The 19476-nt window shown below is 31.7% G+C and carries 19 protein-coding genes; 9 read left to right on the top strand and 10 right to left on the bottom strand.

What is annotated here, in order from left to right; genetic code table 11:
- Positions 1-14: 14 nt before the first annotated feature.
- The 8 genes from E5167_RS07190 to E5167_RS07155 all read right to left on the bottom strand — a co-directional run bounded on the left by E5167_RS07190 (position 15) and on the right by E5167_RS07155 (position 6698).
- A complete protein-coding gene (locus E5167_RS07190) occupies positions 15-422 on the bottom strand; it encodes a RidA family protein (protein ID WP_136842566.1) in 408 nt (135 codons plus the stop codon).
- Positions 423-494: 72 nt separating this feature from the next.
- Complete coding sequence (locus E5167_RS07185; protein WP_136842564.1) at positions 495-1895, bottom strand: FAD-dependent oxidoreductase; 1401 nt, start codon at positions 1893-1895, stop codon at positions 495-497.
- Positions 1896-2139: 244 nt separating this feature from the next.
- Positions 2140-3414: a kynureninase gene (gene kynU, locus E5167_RS07180; protein ID WP_136842562.1), complete on the bottom strand. Its 1275-nt coding sequence runs from the start codon at positions 3412-3414 to the stop codon at positions 2140-2142.
- 69 nt (positions 3415-3483) lie between these two features.
- Positions 3484-4155, bottom strand: a complete 672-nt coding sequence (locus tag E5167_RS07175) for a hypothetical protein (RefSeq protein WP_136842560.1) — start codon at positions 4153-4155, stop codon at positions 3484-3486.
- Positions 4156-4209: 54 nt separating this feature from the next.
- A complete protein-coding gene (locus E5167_RS07170) occupies positions 4210-4989 on the bottom strand; it encodes an alpha/beta hydrolase family protein (protein WP_136842558.1) in 780 nt (259 codons plus the stop codon).
- A gap of 23 nt (positions 4990-5012) precedes the next feature.
- On the bottom strand, positions 5013-5414 hold the full coding sequence (locus E5167_RS07165) for a hypothetical protein (RefSeq protein WP_136842557.1): 402 nt from the start codon (positions 5412-5414) through the stop codon (positions 5013-5015).
- Between the two features lie 90 nt (positions 5415-5504).
- Complete coding sequence (locus E5167_RS07160; RefSeq protein WP_136842555.1) at positions 5505-5930, bottom strand: hypothetical protein; 426 nt, start codon at positions 5928-5930, stop codon at positions 5505-5507.
- 129 nt (positions 5931-6059) lie between these two features.
- Positions 6060-6698, bottom strand: a complete 639-nt coding sequence (locus tag E5167_RS07155; protein WP_136842553.1) for a YceI family protein — start codon at positions 6696-6698, stop codon at positions 6060-6062.
- Positions 6699-6866: 168 nt separating this feature from the next.
- Between E5167_RS07155 and E5167_RS07150 the strand changes: the two genes are divergently transcribed.
- From E5167_RS07150 to E5167_RS07130, 6 genes are all read left to right on the top strand, one after another.
- Positions 6867-7406: a nucleotide exchange factor GrpE gene (locus E5167_RS07150; protein WP_136842551.1), complete on the top strand. Its 540-nt coding sequence runs from the start codon at positions 6867-6869 to the stop codon at positions 7404-7406.
- Positions 7407-7408: 2 nt separating this feature from the next.
- Positions 7409-8527, top strand: coding sequence for a molecular chaperone DnaJ (gene dnaJ, locus E5167_RS07145; RefSeq protein ID WP_136842548.1), 1119 nt, complete (start codon positions 7409-7411; stop codon positions 8525-8527).
- Positions 8528-8808: 281 nt separating this feature from the next.
- Complete coding sequence (locus E5167_RS07140) at positions 8809-9735, top strand: ABC transporter ATP-binding protein (RefSeq protein WP_136842547.1); 927 nt, start codon at positions 8809-8811, stop codon at positions 9733-9735.
- A gap of 2 nt (positions 9736-9737) precedes the next feature.
- Positions 9738-11051, top strand: coding sequence for an ABC transporter permease (locus E5167_RS15485; protein ID WP_211242138.1), 1314 nt, complete (start codon positions 9738-9740; stop codon positions 11049-11051).
- Between the two features lie 3 nt (positions 11052-11054).
- The gene (locus E5167_RS15480) at positions 11055-11879 is read left to right on the top strand and encodes a mechanosensitive ion channel family protein (protein WP_317130371.1); all 825 of its coding nucleotides are present in this window, start codon (positions 11055-11057) and stop codon (positions 11877-11879) included.
- Between the two features lie 6 nt (positions 11880-11885).
- Complete coding sequence (locus E5167_RS07130; RefSeq protein WP_136842545.1) at positions 11886-13049, top strand: sigma-54-dependent transcriptional regulator; 1164 nt, start codon at positions 11886-11888, stop codon at positions 13047-13049.
- A gap of 58 nt (positions 13050-13107) precedes the next feature.
- On the opposite strand, the gene E5167_RS07125 is transcribed toward E5167_RS07130, so the two are convergent.
- Together E5167_RS07125 and E5167_RS07120 are read right to left on the bottom strand one after the other, a co-directional pair.
- A complete protein-coding gene (locus E5167_RS07125) occupies positions 13108-13836 on the bottom strand; it encodes a phage tail tape measure protein (RefSeq protein ID WP_136842543.1) in 729 nt (242 codons plus the stop codon).
- 102 nt (positions 13837-13938) lie between these two features.
- Positions 13939-15150 (bottom strand): hypothetical protein, encoded by a 1212-nt coding sequence (locus E5167_RS07120; RefSeq protein WP_136842541.1) that lies wholly within the window; start codon positions 15148-15150, stop codon positions 13939-13941.
- Positions 15151-15210: 60 nt separating this feature from the next.
- Here E5167_RS07120 and E5167_RS07115 point away from each other — a divergent pair, with 60 nt between their 5' ends.
- The 3 genes from E5167_RS07115 (at position 15211) to E5167_RS07105 (ending at position 19327) form a co-directional block, all read left to right on the top strand.
- Positions 15211-16089, top strand: a complete 879-nt coding sequence (locus tag E5167_RS07115; protein WP_136842539.1) for a PPK2 family polyphosphate kinase — start codon at positions 15211-15213, stop codon at positions 16087-16089.
- 189 nt (positions 16090-16278) lie between these two features.
- On the top strand, positions 16279-17652 hold the full coding sequence (locus E5167_RS07110) for a M28 family peptidase (RefSeq protein WP_136842537.1): 1374 nt from the start codon (positions 16279-16281) through the stop codon (positions 17650-17652).
- A 172-nt stretch (positions 17653-17824) separates the two neighbouring features.
- Positions 17825-19327 (top strand): helix-turn-helix domain-containing protein, encoded by a 1503-nt coding sequence (locus tag E5167_RS07105; protein WP_136842535.1) that lies wholly within the window; start codon positions 17825-17827, stop codon positions 19325-19327.
- Positions 19328-19476: the final 149 nt, after the last annotated feature.

Genomic DNA, 19476 nt, shown 5'->3' with positions numbered 1-19476 from the left:
AATAAGCTATTTAACTATAAGGGCTTATATGCCATGACTTTTATCTCCACGACTAAATCTGGATGAGGTAATTGATGCACTGCTACAGTAGTTCTTGCTGGACCAGTTTCTGCGTTAAAAAACTCAGCATAAGCTTTATTATAACCTGCAAAATCATTCATGTTTACTAAAAAACTGGTTACATCTACAACATCGCTCATAGATGCTCCAGCACTTATTAAGTTTTTTTCAATGTTTTGTAATACTTTACGTGTTTGTACTTCAATATTTAATCGTTTGGTTCCCATTTCGTCAATAATATCGACTCCTGCAATGGTGTTATCTGCACGTCGGGAACTTGTTCCTGAAATAAATATAAAATCTCCAGCTCTTCTATTGTGTGGGTAAGCGCCTCTTGGAGTTACTTTTTTTTCGTCACTCATAATTTTTAAATTTTACGACAACTGTTATCAGGTTGCTATTCAATTTTTATAAATTTATTAAATTTCTCACATCTATTTCAAACCAGCAATCCTATCGTCTTCTAGAATAGCTTCGGTTTGTTGTTTTACTTTTTCTAATATATTTTTTAATTCGCCATTTACATCGATTTCTCCATCTGCTAGCATATTCAATATGGCTTTGTCTTGTGCTCTACCTTTTAGCATAGCTTCCTTATATCCAATATTTTCATTAAATGTCACTAGGGAGTATTTTGAAGAATACTCCTCTGGAAAATTCTTTTCTAGTGCCATTTCAATCTTACGCTTTTCTTGAAAGATAGGATTAGCAACGTGGTCTTTCATTTCATGAAAATTGTCAATCGCTAAATCAGCAATGGCGTCAGTATCTTTTTTGCGTGATTTTTCGTAAGTAGTAAATACAGCTTCCCAATTATCTAAGTTTTGGTCTAGCACTTTGTCAAATTCCACAACATCTTCAAAGGAGGCATTCATGCCTTGACCATAAAAAGGTACAATAGCATGTGCAGCATCGCCCATTAGTAAGGTGTTGCCTTTAAAATGCCAAGGCGAACATTTTACAGTTCCTAATGCAGCTGTTGGATTTTCAAAGAAATCATCCACAAGATTTGGCATAAGCTTTAAGGCATCTGGAAATTCTTTTTTAAAGAATTCTGTAACTATTTCAGGGGTTGTTAAATTGCCGAAATTGTATTCACCATCACTATGATTCAAGAATAACGTAACTGTAAAACTACCATCTAAATTTGGTAAGGCTATGAGCATAAAATCGCCACGTGGCCATATGTGTAAAGCATTTTTATAGGTTTTATAACCACCTTCTTTAGTTGGTAAAATACTTAATTCTTTATAGCCATGTGTTAAATAATCTTGCGAAAAGCTAAACAAGAATTTTTTCCCTAAATAATAACTCTTTCGCATCGCAGAACCAGCTCCATCAGTAGCAATGATAACATCAGCATCTTCAACAAATTCATGTTTAGTATTGTAATCTTTAAATAAAGCTGTGGTTTTTTCAAAATCAACCGACTTACATTTTTTATTGAAATGAATCGTCACATTTTCATGTTTTTCAGCTTCAGTTAATAGCAAACCGTTGAGTTCTCCACGAGAAATGGAATTGATATACTCATGGTCTCGACCACTATAATTTGACAAAAATGTATTGCCTTCCTTATCATGAAGCATGCGACCATTCATTGGAATACAGAGTTCTTTTACTTTGTATTCAATGCCAACGAGTTTCATAGCTTTATTTCCTCTATCGGAAAAAGCCAGATTAATTGAACGTCCTGCTGAAATATCTACCTTTCGTAGATCTGGGCGCATTTCATAAACGCTTACATTATAGCCTCGTTGACCTAAACGCAAGGCGAGAAGTGAACCGCAAAGTCCTGCGCCAATAATAAGTATGTTTTGCTTTTTATCTTTCATTTTTCTTTGTCATTCTGAGCTTGTTTCAGAATCTTATTTTATCGTTTATGTTATTTTTCCATCGATGAAAAAGAACTAAAAAATCTAGACTTCTTAAAAGTTGTCTAAATTTATTTTTTGAATTCTAAATCTTCCGACCTTTTTCGCTAAAGTGAAATTCGAACAAGCGGAAGCTTTTACGAATTCTTCAATTCAAATTTCACGACAACTTTTAAGAGGATCTTTTCTCAACACTAAACATTGATTAGGTCTCATCCAATATCTCTTTTAATTTTTCTACCATTCTATATACATCTTCAAAACTGTTATACAATGGTACTGGAGCGCACCTAATAACATCTGGTTCGCGCCAATCGGTGATTATATGTGCCTCGGTTAATTTTTGGTGTAAACTTTTGTCAGCATCTTTAACTTGTATGGAGAGTTGACAGCCACGTTCGTCTGGATTTGAAGGCGTAATAATTTTTATTTTATCATTTTTCAGTTCATTAATCAAGAACTCAAAATAACCAGTAAGCTTTTTAGATTTTGCTCTTAAAGAATCCATTCCAACGTCATTAAACATATCTAACGATGCTTTAATAGCAGCCATTGATAGAATAGGAGGATTGCTTAACTGCCAACCTTCGGCACCAGGAATAACGTCGAGTGGTTGACGCATATTAAATCGAGTCGATTTGTTATGGCTCCACCAACCTGCAAAGCGCTTTAAATCTCTATTATGTGCATGTTTTTCATGTACAAATAAACCTGCCAAACTTCCTGGACCAGAGTTTAAATATTTATAAGTACACCAAGCAGCAAAATCAACTCCTGAATCATGTAATTCTGGCTGAATGTTTCCTGCGCCATGAGCTAAATCGATTCCAACCATACAGCTTTTGGAATGACCGAGTTCTGCAATATGCTTTAAGTCTAAATATTGTCCTGTGTAATAATTTACGCCTCCAATTAAAAGTAATGCAATTTCATCTCCTTGCTCTTTAAGGATGCTTTCTAAATCTTCTATTCGTAATAGTTCTTCACCTTGTCTTGGTTTCCATTCAATCAATCCTTCGTTCGCATCAAAGCCATGAAACTCTAGCTGTGTTTGTACAGCATATCTATCTGATGGGAAGGCATCACTTTCAATAACTATTTTGTATTTTGTTTTTGTAGGTTGATAAAACGATACCATTAACAAGTGTAAGTTGGTTGTTAAAGTATTTGTAATAACTACCTCAATTGGTTTTGCGCCAACAAGTTTTGCCATAGATACTGTTAGGAATTCATGGTATCTCATCCAAGGATTTTTAGCTTCAAAATGACCTTCTACGCCTAAATTGGCCCAATCGTCAAGTTCTTGTTGAATATATTTTTGAGTAGATTTTGGCTGTAATCCTAAGGAGTTTCCAGTAAAATACAACCAGTCATTTCCATGTTTGTCTTTTGGAATATGAAATAGATTTCGGTATGAAGCTAAAGTGTCATTTTGGTCTTGTTGCTTAGCGTATTCAAGACCTAGTTTATAATTGGACAATGTAAAATGTTTTGGTTTTACCCAAAAATATGAAAATTTGAAAGATTTTTTACTGCTTATTTGAGTGAATTATTCTTCCATTTCTACTTTAATGTTTCTTAAAAGTAAATTGCGTTCGTTTTCACCTCTTTTGTGGCTTAAAGCAATTTTTAATCCATTAAAATCCTGGTAGTCTTCAAAGGTATTTGATATAGTAGGTTCTGGAGCATTTCCTCTTCTAAAATTCCATTCTCTAATTATATAAGCATCGTCGTAATAAATATCATAAGCATCTCCAGGTGTGTAACCACCTTTATTTGAGTAGGTTAAAACAATTTTGTTTAATTCTTGCTTTTTTATTGGAGATTCAGCTTTTGTCGGCTCAGAAATAGTAGTGCCTTCATCCCAAATTAATTGAAACGGAATTAGCGCCCAAAATTTATCATTAATAAAACCTCTATCAGTTTTTAAGGCGATAGAATCCATATTGTTTCTATTATATTCTATTATTTCACCATTTCTAGTTAATTTAATATCATTCGTTTTTGGGTTCCATACCCAAGCGCGACCGCTATTTGGGTCTTCTATTTTTCCACCAAAAGTAAAAGCAAACGTTTTTACTTTATGCCAATTTTCATAACCATGAGCGTTGGCGATTTTTTCAGCTGTTGTTAATTCTTTTATAGGAACTTCTTTTTTTTCTTCAGTTTCTTTGCAAGAAGAAAAAATGATTAAAAAGGAAAGGAGACATAACTTTTTCATGTGGTTGGATTTTTTACCAAAAATAAGAAACTAAACACAATTAATATAGAAATCTTATTGTTTATACTTGTTTAAAAAGGTTTTTACAACCTCCCAATTTTCGTCTATAGAACTTCCAACTCTATCTTCTACTAGCATAGAGGAGCCATGTACGCCATTTTTGGTTACATAGGTTTCATGATTGTACTCTTTGGCTAATGCTAACTGCGTTTTTACGCTTTCTATTTCGGCTTCTATTGATGGTCGTAAGAGTAATAAAGGAGTTTTTAAGGTTTTTAAAATTTCTTCTGGACGACAGCCTTCCATAGGTTCTCCAGATGCTGGAGAAAATGCTAAAACACCATCAATAGCATCAGTGTTTTTACTGGCTAACTTTATACATAAGGTGGCACTATAGCTACTTCCCCAAACGATTTTCTTACCAGTAAAATGAGATGTTTTTACAAACTCTAAGGCTGCTTCTAAATCTAGATAAGCATCACAATAATCATAGGTGTTTTTAGGTATTTCTGCAACAGTCCTGTTATAACTTCCAAAACGTTGTCCGCCTCGACGTTGATCTATGGTTAATACATTAAATCCTTCTTCTTTTAAAATAGGAATGATGTTTTGATATTCGCCTCTAGAATTTGCACCTCCTTGATGAAATAATAATATGGTTGGTGCTGTTTTACTTATTTCAAATAAATCACCATATATTTTTAGGCTGTCTTTTGTGTAAAATGAAATTTCAGTAGTTTCACTCTTTCCAATTGTGTTTTTCTTTTTACTAGTATTTTGTTTACAAGAAGTTATAAAGAAGAGCAAACAAATACATAAATATATATTTTTCATAAAGATGATTAATTAACTTTAACTCAATTCCAGTGTCTAACCATGTCTTTACTAAACAAGCTTTTTCTAAACTCAGTTGGTTTTTTGTCGTTTAGTAATTTTAGTCCACCACTTTCTTTAATGAGTTCTTGAAAATGGTCTTCTCTTTGGTCGTATTGTACTTTGTTTAGGTAAGTTGTGACCAGCATTAATTGAAAAGGAGCTTCATCACTTTTTTGTGTTTCTAGTAGTTGATAAGAGTGAATATAGTTTTTTTTCATTGCTTTAACTCTTAAAACTTTCCAGTTATTTTGAAAATAATAAAGTGCTTCTTTTTTGTTGTTGTTGAGAACTTCAACAAATTCTATAGTGGAAATTCTATCGTCTATTTGTCCAAAAGTTTGCGAACCTATAATTAGAGCGATAAATAAAAAAAGGGTTCTCATTATCATAATTTTAATGTTTGATAATGAAAAATACCATTTAATACTTAAAAATAGATGCTGCTTATGATAGTTTTAACTAATTACAGCCAACTAGTTTTTATTGTAAATTAGTTTTGGACCTCCACATTCAAACCAAATGTTGCTAATTTCGTTTTCAGATTCAAAAATAAGTACTTCGTTTTTGTTGTTTGAGCAGTTGCCAATAATAGCACTTTCTTCATGGTATTTTAGAACCATGTATTTTGCTTCATCTGTCTTGATTATTGAATATGTGCCTTGCAAAAACCAGTAATTTGAGTTTGCTCGTCTTGTTCTTGTAAAAATGCTATCGTTTTGTAGAGTTAATTGCTCTTGTACCTGTAAAGTATTGTTATTGTTTTGAGAATTTGAAGAATTCTCTAGTACATTCACTAATGTCCAGGTTTCTAGTAATTCATTCTTAAAATTATCAGTGTCATTTACTGTACATGATTGAGTCAAAATTGCCAATACAATTAAAATGTAAATTTTTTTCATGTTCTTAATTTGGTTTACCAAACAAAGAAACATAGTTTACCTAATTTTTAATTTAACTAAAGGTTATTATAAAATTAATAAAGCTACTCAAATATGAGCAGCTTTATTAAAATTAAAGGTTTCTTAATGTTAAGATTTCTTTGCCTTAACAGTAATCTTTAACTCGATATCGTCATTAATAAACTTGTCTCCCAAGTTATCAAAGAACGACTTAGAGCCATACTTTACATTCCATTTAGAACGATCTATTGTAAACATGTCGCTTGTAACAGTAAAAGTGTCACCATCTTCGCTTAGTGTTACTGGAAACGTCACATTGTTTTCTTTTTCTTTTAATTTTAAATTTCCTGAAAGCATCATCTTTCCATCTACTTCTTCAAAACCGGTTACTTCAAAAGCAGCATTAGGATGTTTTTCAACATCAAAAAAGTCAGCACTTTTAAGGTGACCTTCTAGTCTTGCACTTCCGTCATTATCTTTTAATGAAGCCATGTCAATAATAAAAGTTCCACTTTCAATTTGCCCATTATTTACAGTAAACACACCAGAATCTAGTTGTATAGTTCCGTTATGTTGTCCTGTAGGTTTGTAACCAGCCCACTCAATAGTGGTTTCAGCAGGATTTGCTATGTACTTTGTTGATGTTACTTGTGCTTCGGTTGCTTCTGCAGCCTCAGTAGTTTTAGCTTCTTCAGCAGAATTTTTACAGCTTACAATAGCCAAACTTAACATAGCTATTGTAAAGAATTTAAAAATAGATTTTTTCATAGTTGTTACTTCTTTATTAGTGTTTTAGCAAAAATACTAATTAGCAAAATCAGAATAGTTAAAAAATAGTAAAAATATTTTGTGACATTTTGACATTTTAATAATAATGGCAGTACTTTTGCCAACTATTATTAGTATTGATTTTTTTGAATATTTAGTTTTTAAAACATGAGTAAAAAAAATAAAAAAGAAGAGGTGGTTGAAGAGCAAATAGGAGCTCAACAAGAAGCACAAGTTGAAGAAACTTCTGAGCAAACAATTGAAGAAAAACTACAAGACGAACTCAAGGCTGAAAAAGACAAGTTTTTGCGTTTGTTTGCTGAGTTTGAAAATTATAAAAGAAGAACAGCTAAAGAGCGTATCGAATTATTTAAAACAGCAAGTGAAAATGTTATGACGTCTATGCTGCCAATTCTTGATGATTTTGAGCGTGCATTAACTCATATTGATGATGACAAGGAAGCCGAAGAGTTACGTAAAGGTGTATTATTGATTTATCAAAAACTACTCAATACTTTAGAGCAAAAAGGGTTGTCGCAAATTAAGGTTGAAAAAGGAGACGTTTTTAATGCTGATAATCACGAAGCGGTAACTCAAATTCCAGCTCCAAGTAAAGATCTAAAAGGAAAAATTGTAGATGTAATTGAAAAAGGATACGCTTTAGGAGATAAGGTAATTCGTTTTCCAAAAGTAGTTATAGGACAGTAAATATGGCAAAGCAAGACTATTACGAAATATTAGGATTAAGCAAAGGCGCTTCGTCTGCTGAAATAAAAAAAGCATACCGAAAGCAAGCACTAAAGTACCATCCTGATAAAAATCCCGATGATAAAGAGGCAGAAGAAAAATTTAAACTAGCAGCAGAGGCTTATGAAGTATTAAGTGATCCTGATAAAAAGGCACGTTACGACCAGTTTGGTCATCAAGCCTTTGAAGGAGCTGGAGGCTTTGGCGGTGGAGGTATGAATATGGACGATATCTTTAGTCAGTTTGGTGATATTTTTGGCGGTGCTTTTGGAGGTGGCGGTTTTAGTGGCTTTGGAGGTCAACAAAGACAACGTGTTGTAAAAGGAAGTAATTTACGAATTAGAGTAAAATTGACTCTTGAAGAAATTGCTAATGGCGTTGAGAAAAAAGTAAAAGTAAAGCGTAAAAAACAAGCTAAAGGCACTACATATAAAACATGCTCTACCTGTAATGGATCAGGTCAAGTTACTAGAATAACTAATACTATTTTAGGTAGAATGCAAACCTCTACACCATGCAATGTTTGTGGTGGAGCAGGACAAGCGATTGATAAAAAACCAGCAGGAGCTGATGCTCAAGGTTTAATTGTTGAAGAAGAAACAGTGTCTATTAAAATTCCTGCAGGAGTTGTTGATGGAATGCAACTAAAAGTTTCAGGAAAAGGAAATGAAGCTCCTGGAAATGGTATTTCTGGAGATCTATTGGTAGCTATTTTAGAAGAAAACCACCCAACATTACAACGTGAAGGCGATAATTTGCATTACGACTTATACATAAGTTACCCTGATGCAGTTTTGGGAACTTCAAAAGAAATTGATACGGTAACTGGAAAAGTTAGAATTAAAGTGGAAGCTGGTGTGCAATCGGGTAAAATACTGCGATTAAGAGGTAAAGGTATTCCAAGTATTAATGGTTATGGAAAAGGAGACTTATTAGTGCATGTAAACGTTTGGACGCCCAAAACACTTAATAAACAACAGAAAGAGTTTTTTGAAAGCATGAAAGAAGATGAGCATTTTGAGCCTAAACCTGAGAGTTCAGACAGATCGTTTTTTGAGAAAGTAAAAGATATGTTTTCTTAACACATATCATCAAGTTTTCTAATTGTGTAATAGATTTCTTTCTAAACAAGTTAATATTTAAGATAATATTTCATTTTAGGATTTATTTAAGAAAAAACAGTATATTTGAACTACCACTGATGTATTTTAGTGGTAATTTTTCTTTTTCATAGCAATTTTTCCCATCCTTAATTTTTAAGGGTGGGTTTTGTTTTTATACAATTCTATTTTTAAAAAACACCTATGTTCCTGTAACATTTAATATCTTTACCAGACTTATTTAAAATACTAAAAGAAATTAAATGGATAACTTATTAGTAGCCGATTCGGTTTCTAAAAAATTCGGAAAATTCACAGCTTTAAACAATGTTTCGATAGAGGTTTCTAAAGGAAGTATTTTTGGTTTATTAGGTCCAAATGGTGCTGGAAAAACAACGTTAATTAGGGTGATAAATCAAATTACAATGCCTGATACTGGCAACGTGTTGTTAGATGGTCAACCTTTGCAATCGCATCATATTAAAGATATTGGATATTTACCAGAAGAGCGTGGTTTATATAAGTCTATGAAAGTTGGTGAACAAGCTTTATATCTAGCTCAATTAAAAGGAATGAGTAAAAGCGAAGCTAAAAAGCGCTTAAAATATTGGTTTGAAAAATTAGAAATTGGAGATTGGTGGAATAAGAAAATTCAAGAACTATCAAAAGGGATGGCTCAAAAAATACAGTTTGTAGTGACTGTATTACATCAACCTAAGCTATTAATATTTGATGAGCCTTTTTCGGGTTTCGATCCTATAAATGCCAATTTAATAAAAGATGAAATTTTACAATTAAGAGATGAAGGAGCTACGGTAATTTTCTCAACACATCGTATGGAATCTGTTGAAGAGTTATGTGACCATATTGCGTTAATCCATGAATCCAATAAAATATTGGATGGAAAACTTCAAGATATTAAAAGGCAGTTTAAAACAAATACGTTCGAGGTTGGTTTGGTTACTGACAATGAATCAGATTTAACGAACTTAATTAAAGAAAAATTTGAAGTTTCAAAAGCTGATTTTAAATCGCTGAATGATGATTTAAAGTTAAATATCAAGTTAAAGTCAACCGAAACGTCAAACGATTTATTGTCGTTTTTAACCAGTAAAGCTCAGGTCAATCATTTTAATGAATTAGTACCAACAGCAAACGATATATTCATTCAAACAGTCAAGAATAGTTAATTATGAATCATTTACCATTAATTATAAAGCGAGAGTATTTAACTAAGGTTAGAAACAAGTCGTTTATTATCATGACTATTTTAAGTCCAATAATCATGATTGCTCTTATTGCTGTTGTAGCCTATTTATCGCAATTAAATAATAGTAAACAACGTACTATATCTATTCTAGATGAGTCTGGATTTGTTGAAGAAATTTTTAAGGATACAGATAATACCAAATACGAAATTTTAAGTGATGTTTCAATAATTCAAGCTAAACAACAAGCTGAAGAAAATGAGCATTATGGTTTGTTGCACATTACAAAAGGAGATAATATTGATAGCGTTTTAGAAGGTATAAAATTCTATTCTAAAGATACACCTTCAATAACTTTAATGGAAGGGTTAGAGAGTAAATTGGAAAAGAAGTTTACCGATTTAAAATTACAGCAACAAGGTGTAGATATCGAAAAATTAAAATCATCTAAAGCAAAAATTAACATCGCTCAAGAGAGTTTTTTGGGAGAAAAAACATCTAAAATAGACAATATTGTAAAACTTATTTTTGGAGGCTTAGCAGGTTATATGTTGTTCATGTTTATTATTATTTATGGAAACATGATTATGAGAAGTGTTATTGAAGAAAAAACCAGTAGAATAATTGAAGTTATTATTTCTTCTGTGAAGCCTGTGCAATTAATGCTTGGTAAGATTATTGGAACGTCGTTAGCTGGAATTACACAATTCATTGTTTGGATTATATTAGGAGGTGTTTTAATGACTGTAGTATCAGCAATTTTTGGTGTAAATATGACAGAAATGCAAGCACCACAGCAAGAGTTAATGCAACAAGCTATGGAAACACAAGGCGCTGATATGAAAATTCAAAGTTTAATGAGTGCTATTTATCACTTGCCACTTACAAACTTGGTCATTATGTTCTTGTTGTTTTTTATTGGTGGCTATTTACTGTACAGTTCATTATATGCTGCTATTGGTGCAGCTGTTGATAATGAAACAGATACACAACAATTTATGCTGCCCATATTAATGCCTTTAATTTTGGCGGTATATGTTGGTATTTTTACTGTAATTGAAGATCCTCATGGAACTGTATCTACAATTTTTTCATTTATACCTTTAACATCTCCTGTGGTTATGTTAATGCGTATTCCCTTTGGAGTCCCAATTTGGCAACAGGTAGTTTCGGTGTTATTATTAATAGGTACCTTTATGTTTACAGTTTGGTTTGCGGCTAAAATATATCGAGTAGGCATTTTAATGTATGGTAAAAAGCCTAGTTATAAAGAACTTTATAAATGGTTAAAGTACTAGATGATGGAAAAAATAAAGAATTTTTTAAACTATGAGTTTGAGTTTGGAAATACAGTACATATTTCTATAAAAACTATTTTGGTGGTTATAGTTGTTTTTATTCTAACAGCTATGTTGTTAAAAGGAATAAAAAAACTTGTTACAAGAAAACTCCCTGATGAAGATAAACTAAAGTTTACTTCTGTTTTTTCGTTTGCTCGATATTTTATCTATTTAGTAGTCCTACTTATCACCATGGATAATATGGGTGTTAATGTTACTGCTATTTTTGCGGCTTCAGCGGCATTATTGGTTGGTGTAGGTTTAGCATTACAAACCTTTTTCCAAGATATAATTTCAGGAATTTTCATATTGTTAGATCAATCTGTTCATGTTGGTGATATTATTGAAATTGATGGTAAAGTTGGTAGAGTTGTAGAAATTAAATTGAGGACTACACGTGCCGTAACCATAGACAATAAAGTATTGGTGATTCCTAACCATAAATATTTAACATCAATACTTTATAATTGGACAGAAAATGGAGTAAAAACTAGAGAAAGTGTGAGTGTAGGAGTGGCTTATGGAAGTGATGTAGAATTAGTAAAAGAGTTATTGTTACAAGCAGCAAAAAATCATCCAAAAGTTTTGAAACACCCACCTCCTTTGGTGTTATTTATGAACTTTGGTGATAGTTCGTTAAATTTTAAACTTATTTTTACGTTAAGCAATAGCTTTGAAGCAGTTTTACCGCAAAGTGATATTCGTTTTGAAATAAACAGGTTATTTAAAGAACATAATATAACAATTCCGTTTCCTCAAAGAGACGTTCATTTATACAATAACTAAAAACTTATGCCACAAATATTAATAATAGAAGACGAGGCTGCCATTAGACGTGTGCTAGCAAAAATATTAACTGAAGAAAGTGATACTTACAAAGTTGATGAAGCTGAAGACGGTCTTGTAGGTATTGAAAAAATTAAAAAAGAAGATTACGATTTAGTTCTTTGTGATATTAAAATGCCTAAAATGGATGGTGTTGAAGTATTGGAAGCTATAAAAAAGATTAAACCTGAAACTCCTGTGGTTATGATATCTGGTCATGGCGATTTAGATACAGCTGTAAACACAATGCGTTTAGGTGCTTTTGATTACATTTCAAAACCACCAGATTTAAACAGGTTATTAAACACTGTTAGAAATGCACTCGATAAAAAAGAACTTGTAGTAGAAAACAAACTTTTAAAGAAAAAAGTAAGTAAAAACTACGAAATGATTGGCGAAAGTAAGGAGATAAAGCAAATCAAAGAAATGATAGATAAAGTAGCTCCTACTGATGCACGTGTATTAATTACTGGTCCAAACGGCACTGGAAAAGAATTGGTTGCACATTGGTTACATCAAAAGAGTGATCGTTCAAAAGGTTCGATGATTGAAGTTAATTGTGCTGCAATACCTAGTGAGCTTATTGAAAGTGAATTGTTTGGGCATGTAAAAGGAGCCTTTACTAGTGCTAATAAAGACAGAGCTGGAAAATTTGAAGCAGCTAATGGAGGTACTATTTTCTTAGATGAAATTGGAGACATGAGCTTGTCGGCTCAAGCAAAAGTGTTGCGAGCCTTACAAGAAAGTCGTATTCAACGTGTTGGAAGTGATAAAGATATTAAGGTAAATGTACGTGTAGTTGCTGCTACTAACAAAGACCTTAAAAAGGAAATTGAAGACGGAAAGTTTAGAGAAGACTTATATCACAGGCTTGCCGTAATTTTAATAAAAGTACCTGCTTTAAATGATAGAAGAGAAGACATACCATTATTAATAGATTATTTCTCATCTAAAATAGCTAGCGAACAAGGTATTTCTAAAAAATCATTTTCTAAAAGCGCAATAAAGTTATTGCAAGAATACGATTGGACAGGAAATATTCGTGAGCTTAGAAACGTTATTGAAAGGTTGATAATTTTAGGGGGAACCGAAGTTAGTGAAGCCGATGTAAAAATGTTTGCCAGCAAATAAAAAAAGAGGCCTGAACTACTCAATATTATTTAATCAGGCCTCTTTTGCAGACAACACTTTAATCTGTACAGGCATTTAGTTTATTAAGATAATTACTTGTCATACTTTTAAAAATACTTAAGTATTCTTCTTTTATCTCATTAAGATTTTTAGATAATAAGGCTTCCTTTTTATAGGCTATTCTTGGCATTTCAATATCACAGTCGCAAGCTTCTAAAATGGTGTTAAAACTTTGAATCTTTGTATTTAAAGCTTGATCGTTTTTAGTAATAAGTTGTTCCTTCTTTAATTGTAATTCGGCAGCTTTTTTTTGAGCTAACTTTTGTTTTAATTGTTCTTCTTTTATTTTCAATTCTATTTGCTGTTGTTGAAGTTTTAGTTTATCATACTCTAATTTGGCAAGTGCTTCATCTTCTTCAGTTAACTTTGTGCACAATTCTAATTCATTTATAACCTCTTTTGCAATTTCTCTAGCACGTTTTACATAAAAACGTCCATCTTCAAATGTTTTAACTGCTTCAACTTTACTAAGTAATTCTGAAGCATCGTATGCGTGGTTATAGGATGCTGTACAACCACAGCTATTTAGTATTTCTTTAGCTCTATTAAAGGCGTCGGTAGAGCGTTTAGAATAGTCTTTTAAATGTGAAATGTTGTTAGAGTCGTATGCCGATTTTACATGAGAATATGCATAAATAACATCTGAGTGCGCATCTTCGCATTTATTTTGTGCATTTGCGTAAAAAAACGCAATAGATAATAGAAAAAATAAGTAGTTTTTTTTCATGGCATTTGGGTTAATATATTAAGTAGGTTAAGGCTAATGTAATAAAAAACAACCATTCAACATGGTTTTTATGTGTTTTATCGATGAAATGCAAAATTCTACTTAACTTATAAAGAAAGTAATATTTACACCAGTTTGTATATCTGGGTTATTGTTTACCTCAAAATCTTGCTGTAAATAAACTGTTGTAATGACTTTTCTTGTAAACGAATAGAAAAAAGACCAATAATTATTGTTTTTGTATAAATTGGTTACACCATGACCCCAAGAATTATGAGCATTAGGATGCCTTATAGGAATAGCATAATTTATTTCATCTCGCTTGTTTAAACTTGTTTGCAAATAATAGTCAAACCCAAATGTGTGTTTTGTGTTCTTTTTTGAAATAAAGTTATAAGTAAATGCTGTTTCTAGATGTCCCAAGTAATTATTAGTTCCTAATTCAAGATTATGCTTTTTTAAGTCAACAAGATTTTTTCTTAAAGCTCCAATTCCTAGCCCAATCTGAAAATAACTTAAGTTATTTACTTTAATTATTTTTAAAGTGTTTAAAGAAATACCTAGGTCTAAAGATGTATTGTATTTAGAAAGATTAATTCCTAAATGTGTCCCAAAATTTGCACTAAAAGTATCTGTAGATAATTTTTTAGGATAGAGGTAGTAAGAACTTTCTACACCACCAAAAACAATATCGTTATTCTCTAAATTTAAAGAGTTACCATGTCTGTCAATATATTTTATTTTTGCTTTATTGTGTCCAAAAGTACCTCTGTCAAATGGATCTTTGCCTCCAGCAATATTTTTATGAAAACTTTCAATAAAATCATCACTTGTAAAGAAAGAAAAGGGGAGTTTTCCATTAGTTAAAGTAAACATTCTAAAGCCAATATTAAGTTCTTGATGATTGCCTAAATTAATAGACGATTTAATACGTAAACCTTTAATTACTCCGTCAACTTGTAATTCGTAAGATGTTGCGTCTAAGGTCTCTTCGTCAAAATAATATTGAGCCTGATGCCATTCGTGCTTTCTTACTTCATTTCTAACCTCTAAACTATTGGGAATGTAGGTTTTTATTGGAGTTCCCCATACATTTCCACTTTCAAGATTAATTGAAAAACAAAACTTTTGGTAAGGCTTAAATTTAAAGTTACCTTGAATTCTAGAAACTAAAATACCAAATGGATGAGTAGATAAAATGCTAGGTTTAGAAAGACTAGCATACATAGGGTTTTCTAAATAATTTTGCTTTTGCGCATGACAAATATTTAAAGAAAGACCAATAAAAAAAGTTACAAATAGTGTTTTTGCCATACAATTTTAGGATACTATCAAAACTACAAAATCTTCATTATATTTAACAAAAATACACTTATGAATGCGATTGATATAAATAAGTTTAAAGTTTCTAGTGATATTTCCTTATCCAAAACGCCTACTACATATAATTTAGGAGAAAGCAGTAAGGCAATTCAAAAAGAACTTAAAAAAGTCAGGAAAAAGCTGGGGAAACTTCAAGACACAATGTATGCACATGGTAAGTATGCAGTGCTTATATGTATTCAAGGTATGGACACTGCTGGAAAAGATAGTATGATTCGCGAAGTGTTTAAAGATTTTAATTCCCGAGGTGTTGTAGTACATAGTTTTAAAGTGCCAACACCAAAGGAGCTCTCCCAAGATTATATTTGGAGACATTATATAGCATTGCCTGAGCGAGGTAAATTTGGTGTTTTTAATCGAACGCATTACGAAAATGTACTGGTAACAAGAGTACATCCTGAATATATATTAGGTGAAAATATACCTTCAGTCAATTCAGTTGAAGATATTAACGACGAGTTTTGGGCCAAGCGTTTTGAGCAAATCAATAATTTTGAAAAGCATATAAAAGATAATGGTACGATTATTTTCAAGTTTTTTTTAAACCTATCAAAAGAAGAACAAAAAAACCGTTTGCTTAGGCGTTTAAATAAAGAAGAAAAAAACTGGAAGTTTTCTTCAGGCGATTTAAAAGAACGTAAACTTTGGGATAAGTATCAAGTCTGTTACGAAGATGCAATAAATAGAACCTCTAAACCACATGCGCCTTGGTTTACCATTCCTGCTGATGATAAACCTACAGCAAGGTATATTGTGGCCAAAATATTATTAGATACGTTAACAACCTATAACGATATTAAAGAACCAGAATTAGATGATGAGGTCAAGGCAAATATAGATTTGTATAAACAACAGCTAAAAAATGAGTAGTTTATTTAAACTATTCATATAAACTTTAGTCTAAAGCTTAAGAGATAGTGTCTTAGTGGTTAGATTTTTTAATTAAGACGTTAATTTATAACTGTTTTTAAAATCCAGCTTCGGCTGGGTTTTTTTATAAGATTATTGTCTTTTTTTGCGTCAATAAAATAGTATCTTTAATGCTAAATAAATACTCTTATGAAGCGATTAATCTTACTTTTTACATTTTTTATTGGAATTAATGCATTTTCCCAAACAGATGAGGAAGTCATAAAAAGCATATACGATACTTCACTTTCTAACGGTAAAAGTTACGAATGGCTCGACCATTTATCTAGACAAATTGGAGCGCGACTTTCAGGATCTCTAAATGCTGAAAGAGCTGTACAGTGGACTAAAGAAGAACTAGAAAACCTAGGTCTAGATAAAGTTTGGTTACAACCTGTTATGGTGCCAAAGTGGGTAAGAGGTACTAAAGAATACGCTTATATTGAAACAAGTTCAGGAGAAACAATTGAAGTTAATATTTGTGCTTTGGGAAGCTCGGTTGCTACTCCTGCACTTGGTGTAAAAGCCAAAGTGATTGAGGTGCATAGTTTAGATGAGCTAAATACTCTAGGTCGAGAAAACATAGAAGGTAAAATAGTGTTTTTTAATCGCCCAATGAAAGCAACCTTAATGAATACGTTTAATTCATACAGTGGTGCTGTAGATCAACGTGGTTCGGGAGCAAAAGAAGCAAGTAAATTTGGAGCGGTTGGTGTAATTGTAAGATCTATGAATTTGCGTTTAGACGATTATCCGCATACTGGAAACATGAATTATGGTAACACACCTTTAAATCAGCGTATTCCTGCAGCAGCAATTAGTACGAATCATGCAGAATTACTTAGCAGCATGCTTAAATTAGACAGTACTGTTGAATTTTATTTTAAGCAAAACTGTAAACAATATAATGATGTGCTTTCACATAATGTTATTGGCGAAATTACAGGAAGTGAATTTCCAGATGAATATATTGTTGTTGGAGGTCACCTAGATTCTTGGGATTTAGGAGATGGCTCGCACGATGATGGAGCTGGATGTACCCAGTCAATGGATGTATTGAGATTACTAAAACTTTCTGGAATTAAGCCTAAAAGAAGCATACGAGTAGTGCTGTTTATGAATGAAGAAAATGGACTAAGAGGAGGGCGTAAATATGCCGAAATTGCTAAACAGAAAGGAGAAAAACACATATTTGCTTTAGAAAGTGACTCTGGTGGATTTACGCCTAGAGGCTTTTCATTTGATTGTAGCAACGAAGAGTTTAATCAAGTATTAAATTGGAAACCTTTGTTTGAACCTTACTTAGTACATTCCTTCGTACAAGGAGGAAGTGGTGCCGATATAGGGCCTTTAAAAGATGGTAATGTGGTGTTGGCTGGTCTTCGTCCTGATACACAACGTTATTTTGATCATCACCATGCTGCCAACGATACTTTTGAGTATGTTAATAAGCGCGAGCTTGAACTTGGTGCAGCAGCAATGACAGCTTTAGTGTATTTATACGATAAGTATGGCGTGAAATGAAAAGCTAATTAATACGACTAATAAACCAAATCATAATTTTTTTGTGATTATTGACATTTATGTGATAGATGTCTTAAAATAATGCTAAATTTTAAGTAAATAATTATCGGATTTTACTTTCTGTAGGTGTTTTTGGGCTTCATATCGTATATTTAATTGTAAAAATTACACTTTGGTAAAGCTTAAATCACATATAGTTTATCCAAAAAAAGACTTAATTCTAATTATTTTTCTTGCTTTGTTTTCAAGTGCTTTTGCATTTGAGCAAAATTTTGTTCAAGGTGTAGAATTGAAAACCTATGAAAATAAACTGTTAGAATTTCCTTCTTTTTTTAACCCTTCGACCACATTGGTCTCAAGGGGAGTATCTGCGTTGGATTCTATAGAAGTTTTTAGGAATTTAGCGATAGAATATTCCAATAACAATAATGTTGATAGCGCAATGCTATATATTGAAAAGTATATAGGTGCTACAGCAGACATGTCCATTATAAACGACCACCTATTTTCAAATATCAATAGCACCGATAAATATCTTGAGTTTAAGGAAAAGTATTTGCCAAAATTTAATTTTATGGCAATAATTTATTTTTATGCAGGCTTCTTGGGGGTTTTCATTTTTATCATTTTAAATATTAAAAAAGGAGTAGATAGATTGGGTACATTTTTAATTAGTCTATTTGTACTTTTTAACTCATTGTTTATTTTGCATTTAAGCTTGTATGTAATCAATTATCAATATCATTTGCCTCAAGCATTATTAATGACTGCAACGTTTTCTTTTTTATATGGTCCATTGCTTTATTTTTATTTTAAAAGAATTAATTATAATTATAAGTTTAAATTAATAGACACATTACATTTATTACCTTCTGTAATTCTCTTTGTATCAATTTTGCCTTATTATATGATGTCTCCGTTGGAGAAGTTTAATATTCTTTTTGATGGAAAAAATGTATTGCAATCTGCGGCATATACTGTTATTATTGTTAAAATACTCTCTTTGTCTATTTATGCTTTTTTAATTTTAAAAATGTACCGCAAAAACAAAAAGACTATCAATAGTAAAAGCAATGATACATTTTGTTGGCAAAGAAATTTACTCTCACTTCATATAATTTATACAATCGCATATATAATATATGCAGGTGGAATTACTGGAATAGTTAATTTTCAACCTTTATTCCATTTGCAAATTGTAGTTATGGTGAGCGTAGTGTTTTATGTTGCTTATATAGCTTATGGACAGCCTGAGATTTTCAAAGGAAAAATGAAATTATTAGATCCTTTGAAATTGTTTAAGTATAAAAAATCAGGGTTAACGTCGTCTTTATCATTAGAATTAAAGGAAAACCTTTTAAAACTTCTTGATGAAGATAAAGTGTTTTTGGATAATGATTTAAATCTTGAGTCATTATCAATCAAATTAAATACAACAAGACATAACACATCTCAAGTAATTAACGAGCATTTTAACATGAGTTTTTCTGAGCTTATGAATCAATATAGAATTGAGGAAGCTACCGAAATACTAAAAAGAGATGAATATAATAGCTTAAGTATTATTCAAGTTGCCTACGAAGTTGGTTTTAACAATAAGGTGTCTTTTAATAAATATTTTAAAAAACAGCTATCTCTTACGCCAACACAATACATTAAATCCTTAAGAGCGTAAATACAAGGTAAATATTCTTCGGCTTTGGTTAATTCTTATAGGGTTTCACTACAAACACAGTAATAACAAGTTCTTTTGATATACAATCAATCAAAAAGGCTTGTCGTAATTTTTACATCTTTCATTAAGCTTTGTTTTTGTTAAACCAA

Source organism: Pontimicrobium aquaticum (assembly GCF_005047595.1).
Taxonomy (GTDB): domain Bacteria; phylum Bacteroidota; class Bacteroidia; order Flavobacteriales; family Flavobacteriaceae; genus Pontimicrobium; species Pontimicrobium aquaticum.
The sequence above is the reverse complement of the archived record's forward strand: the minus strand, read 5'-3'. Positions and strand labels throughout refer to the sequence as shown.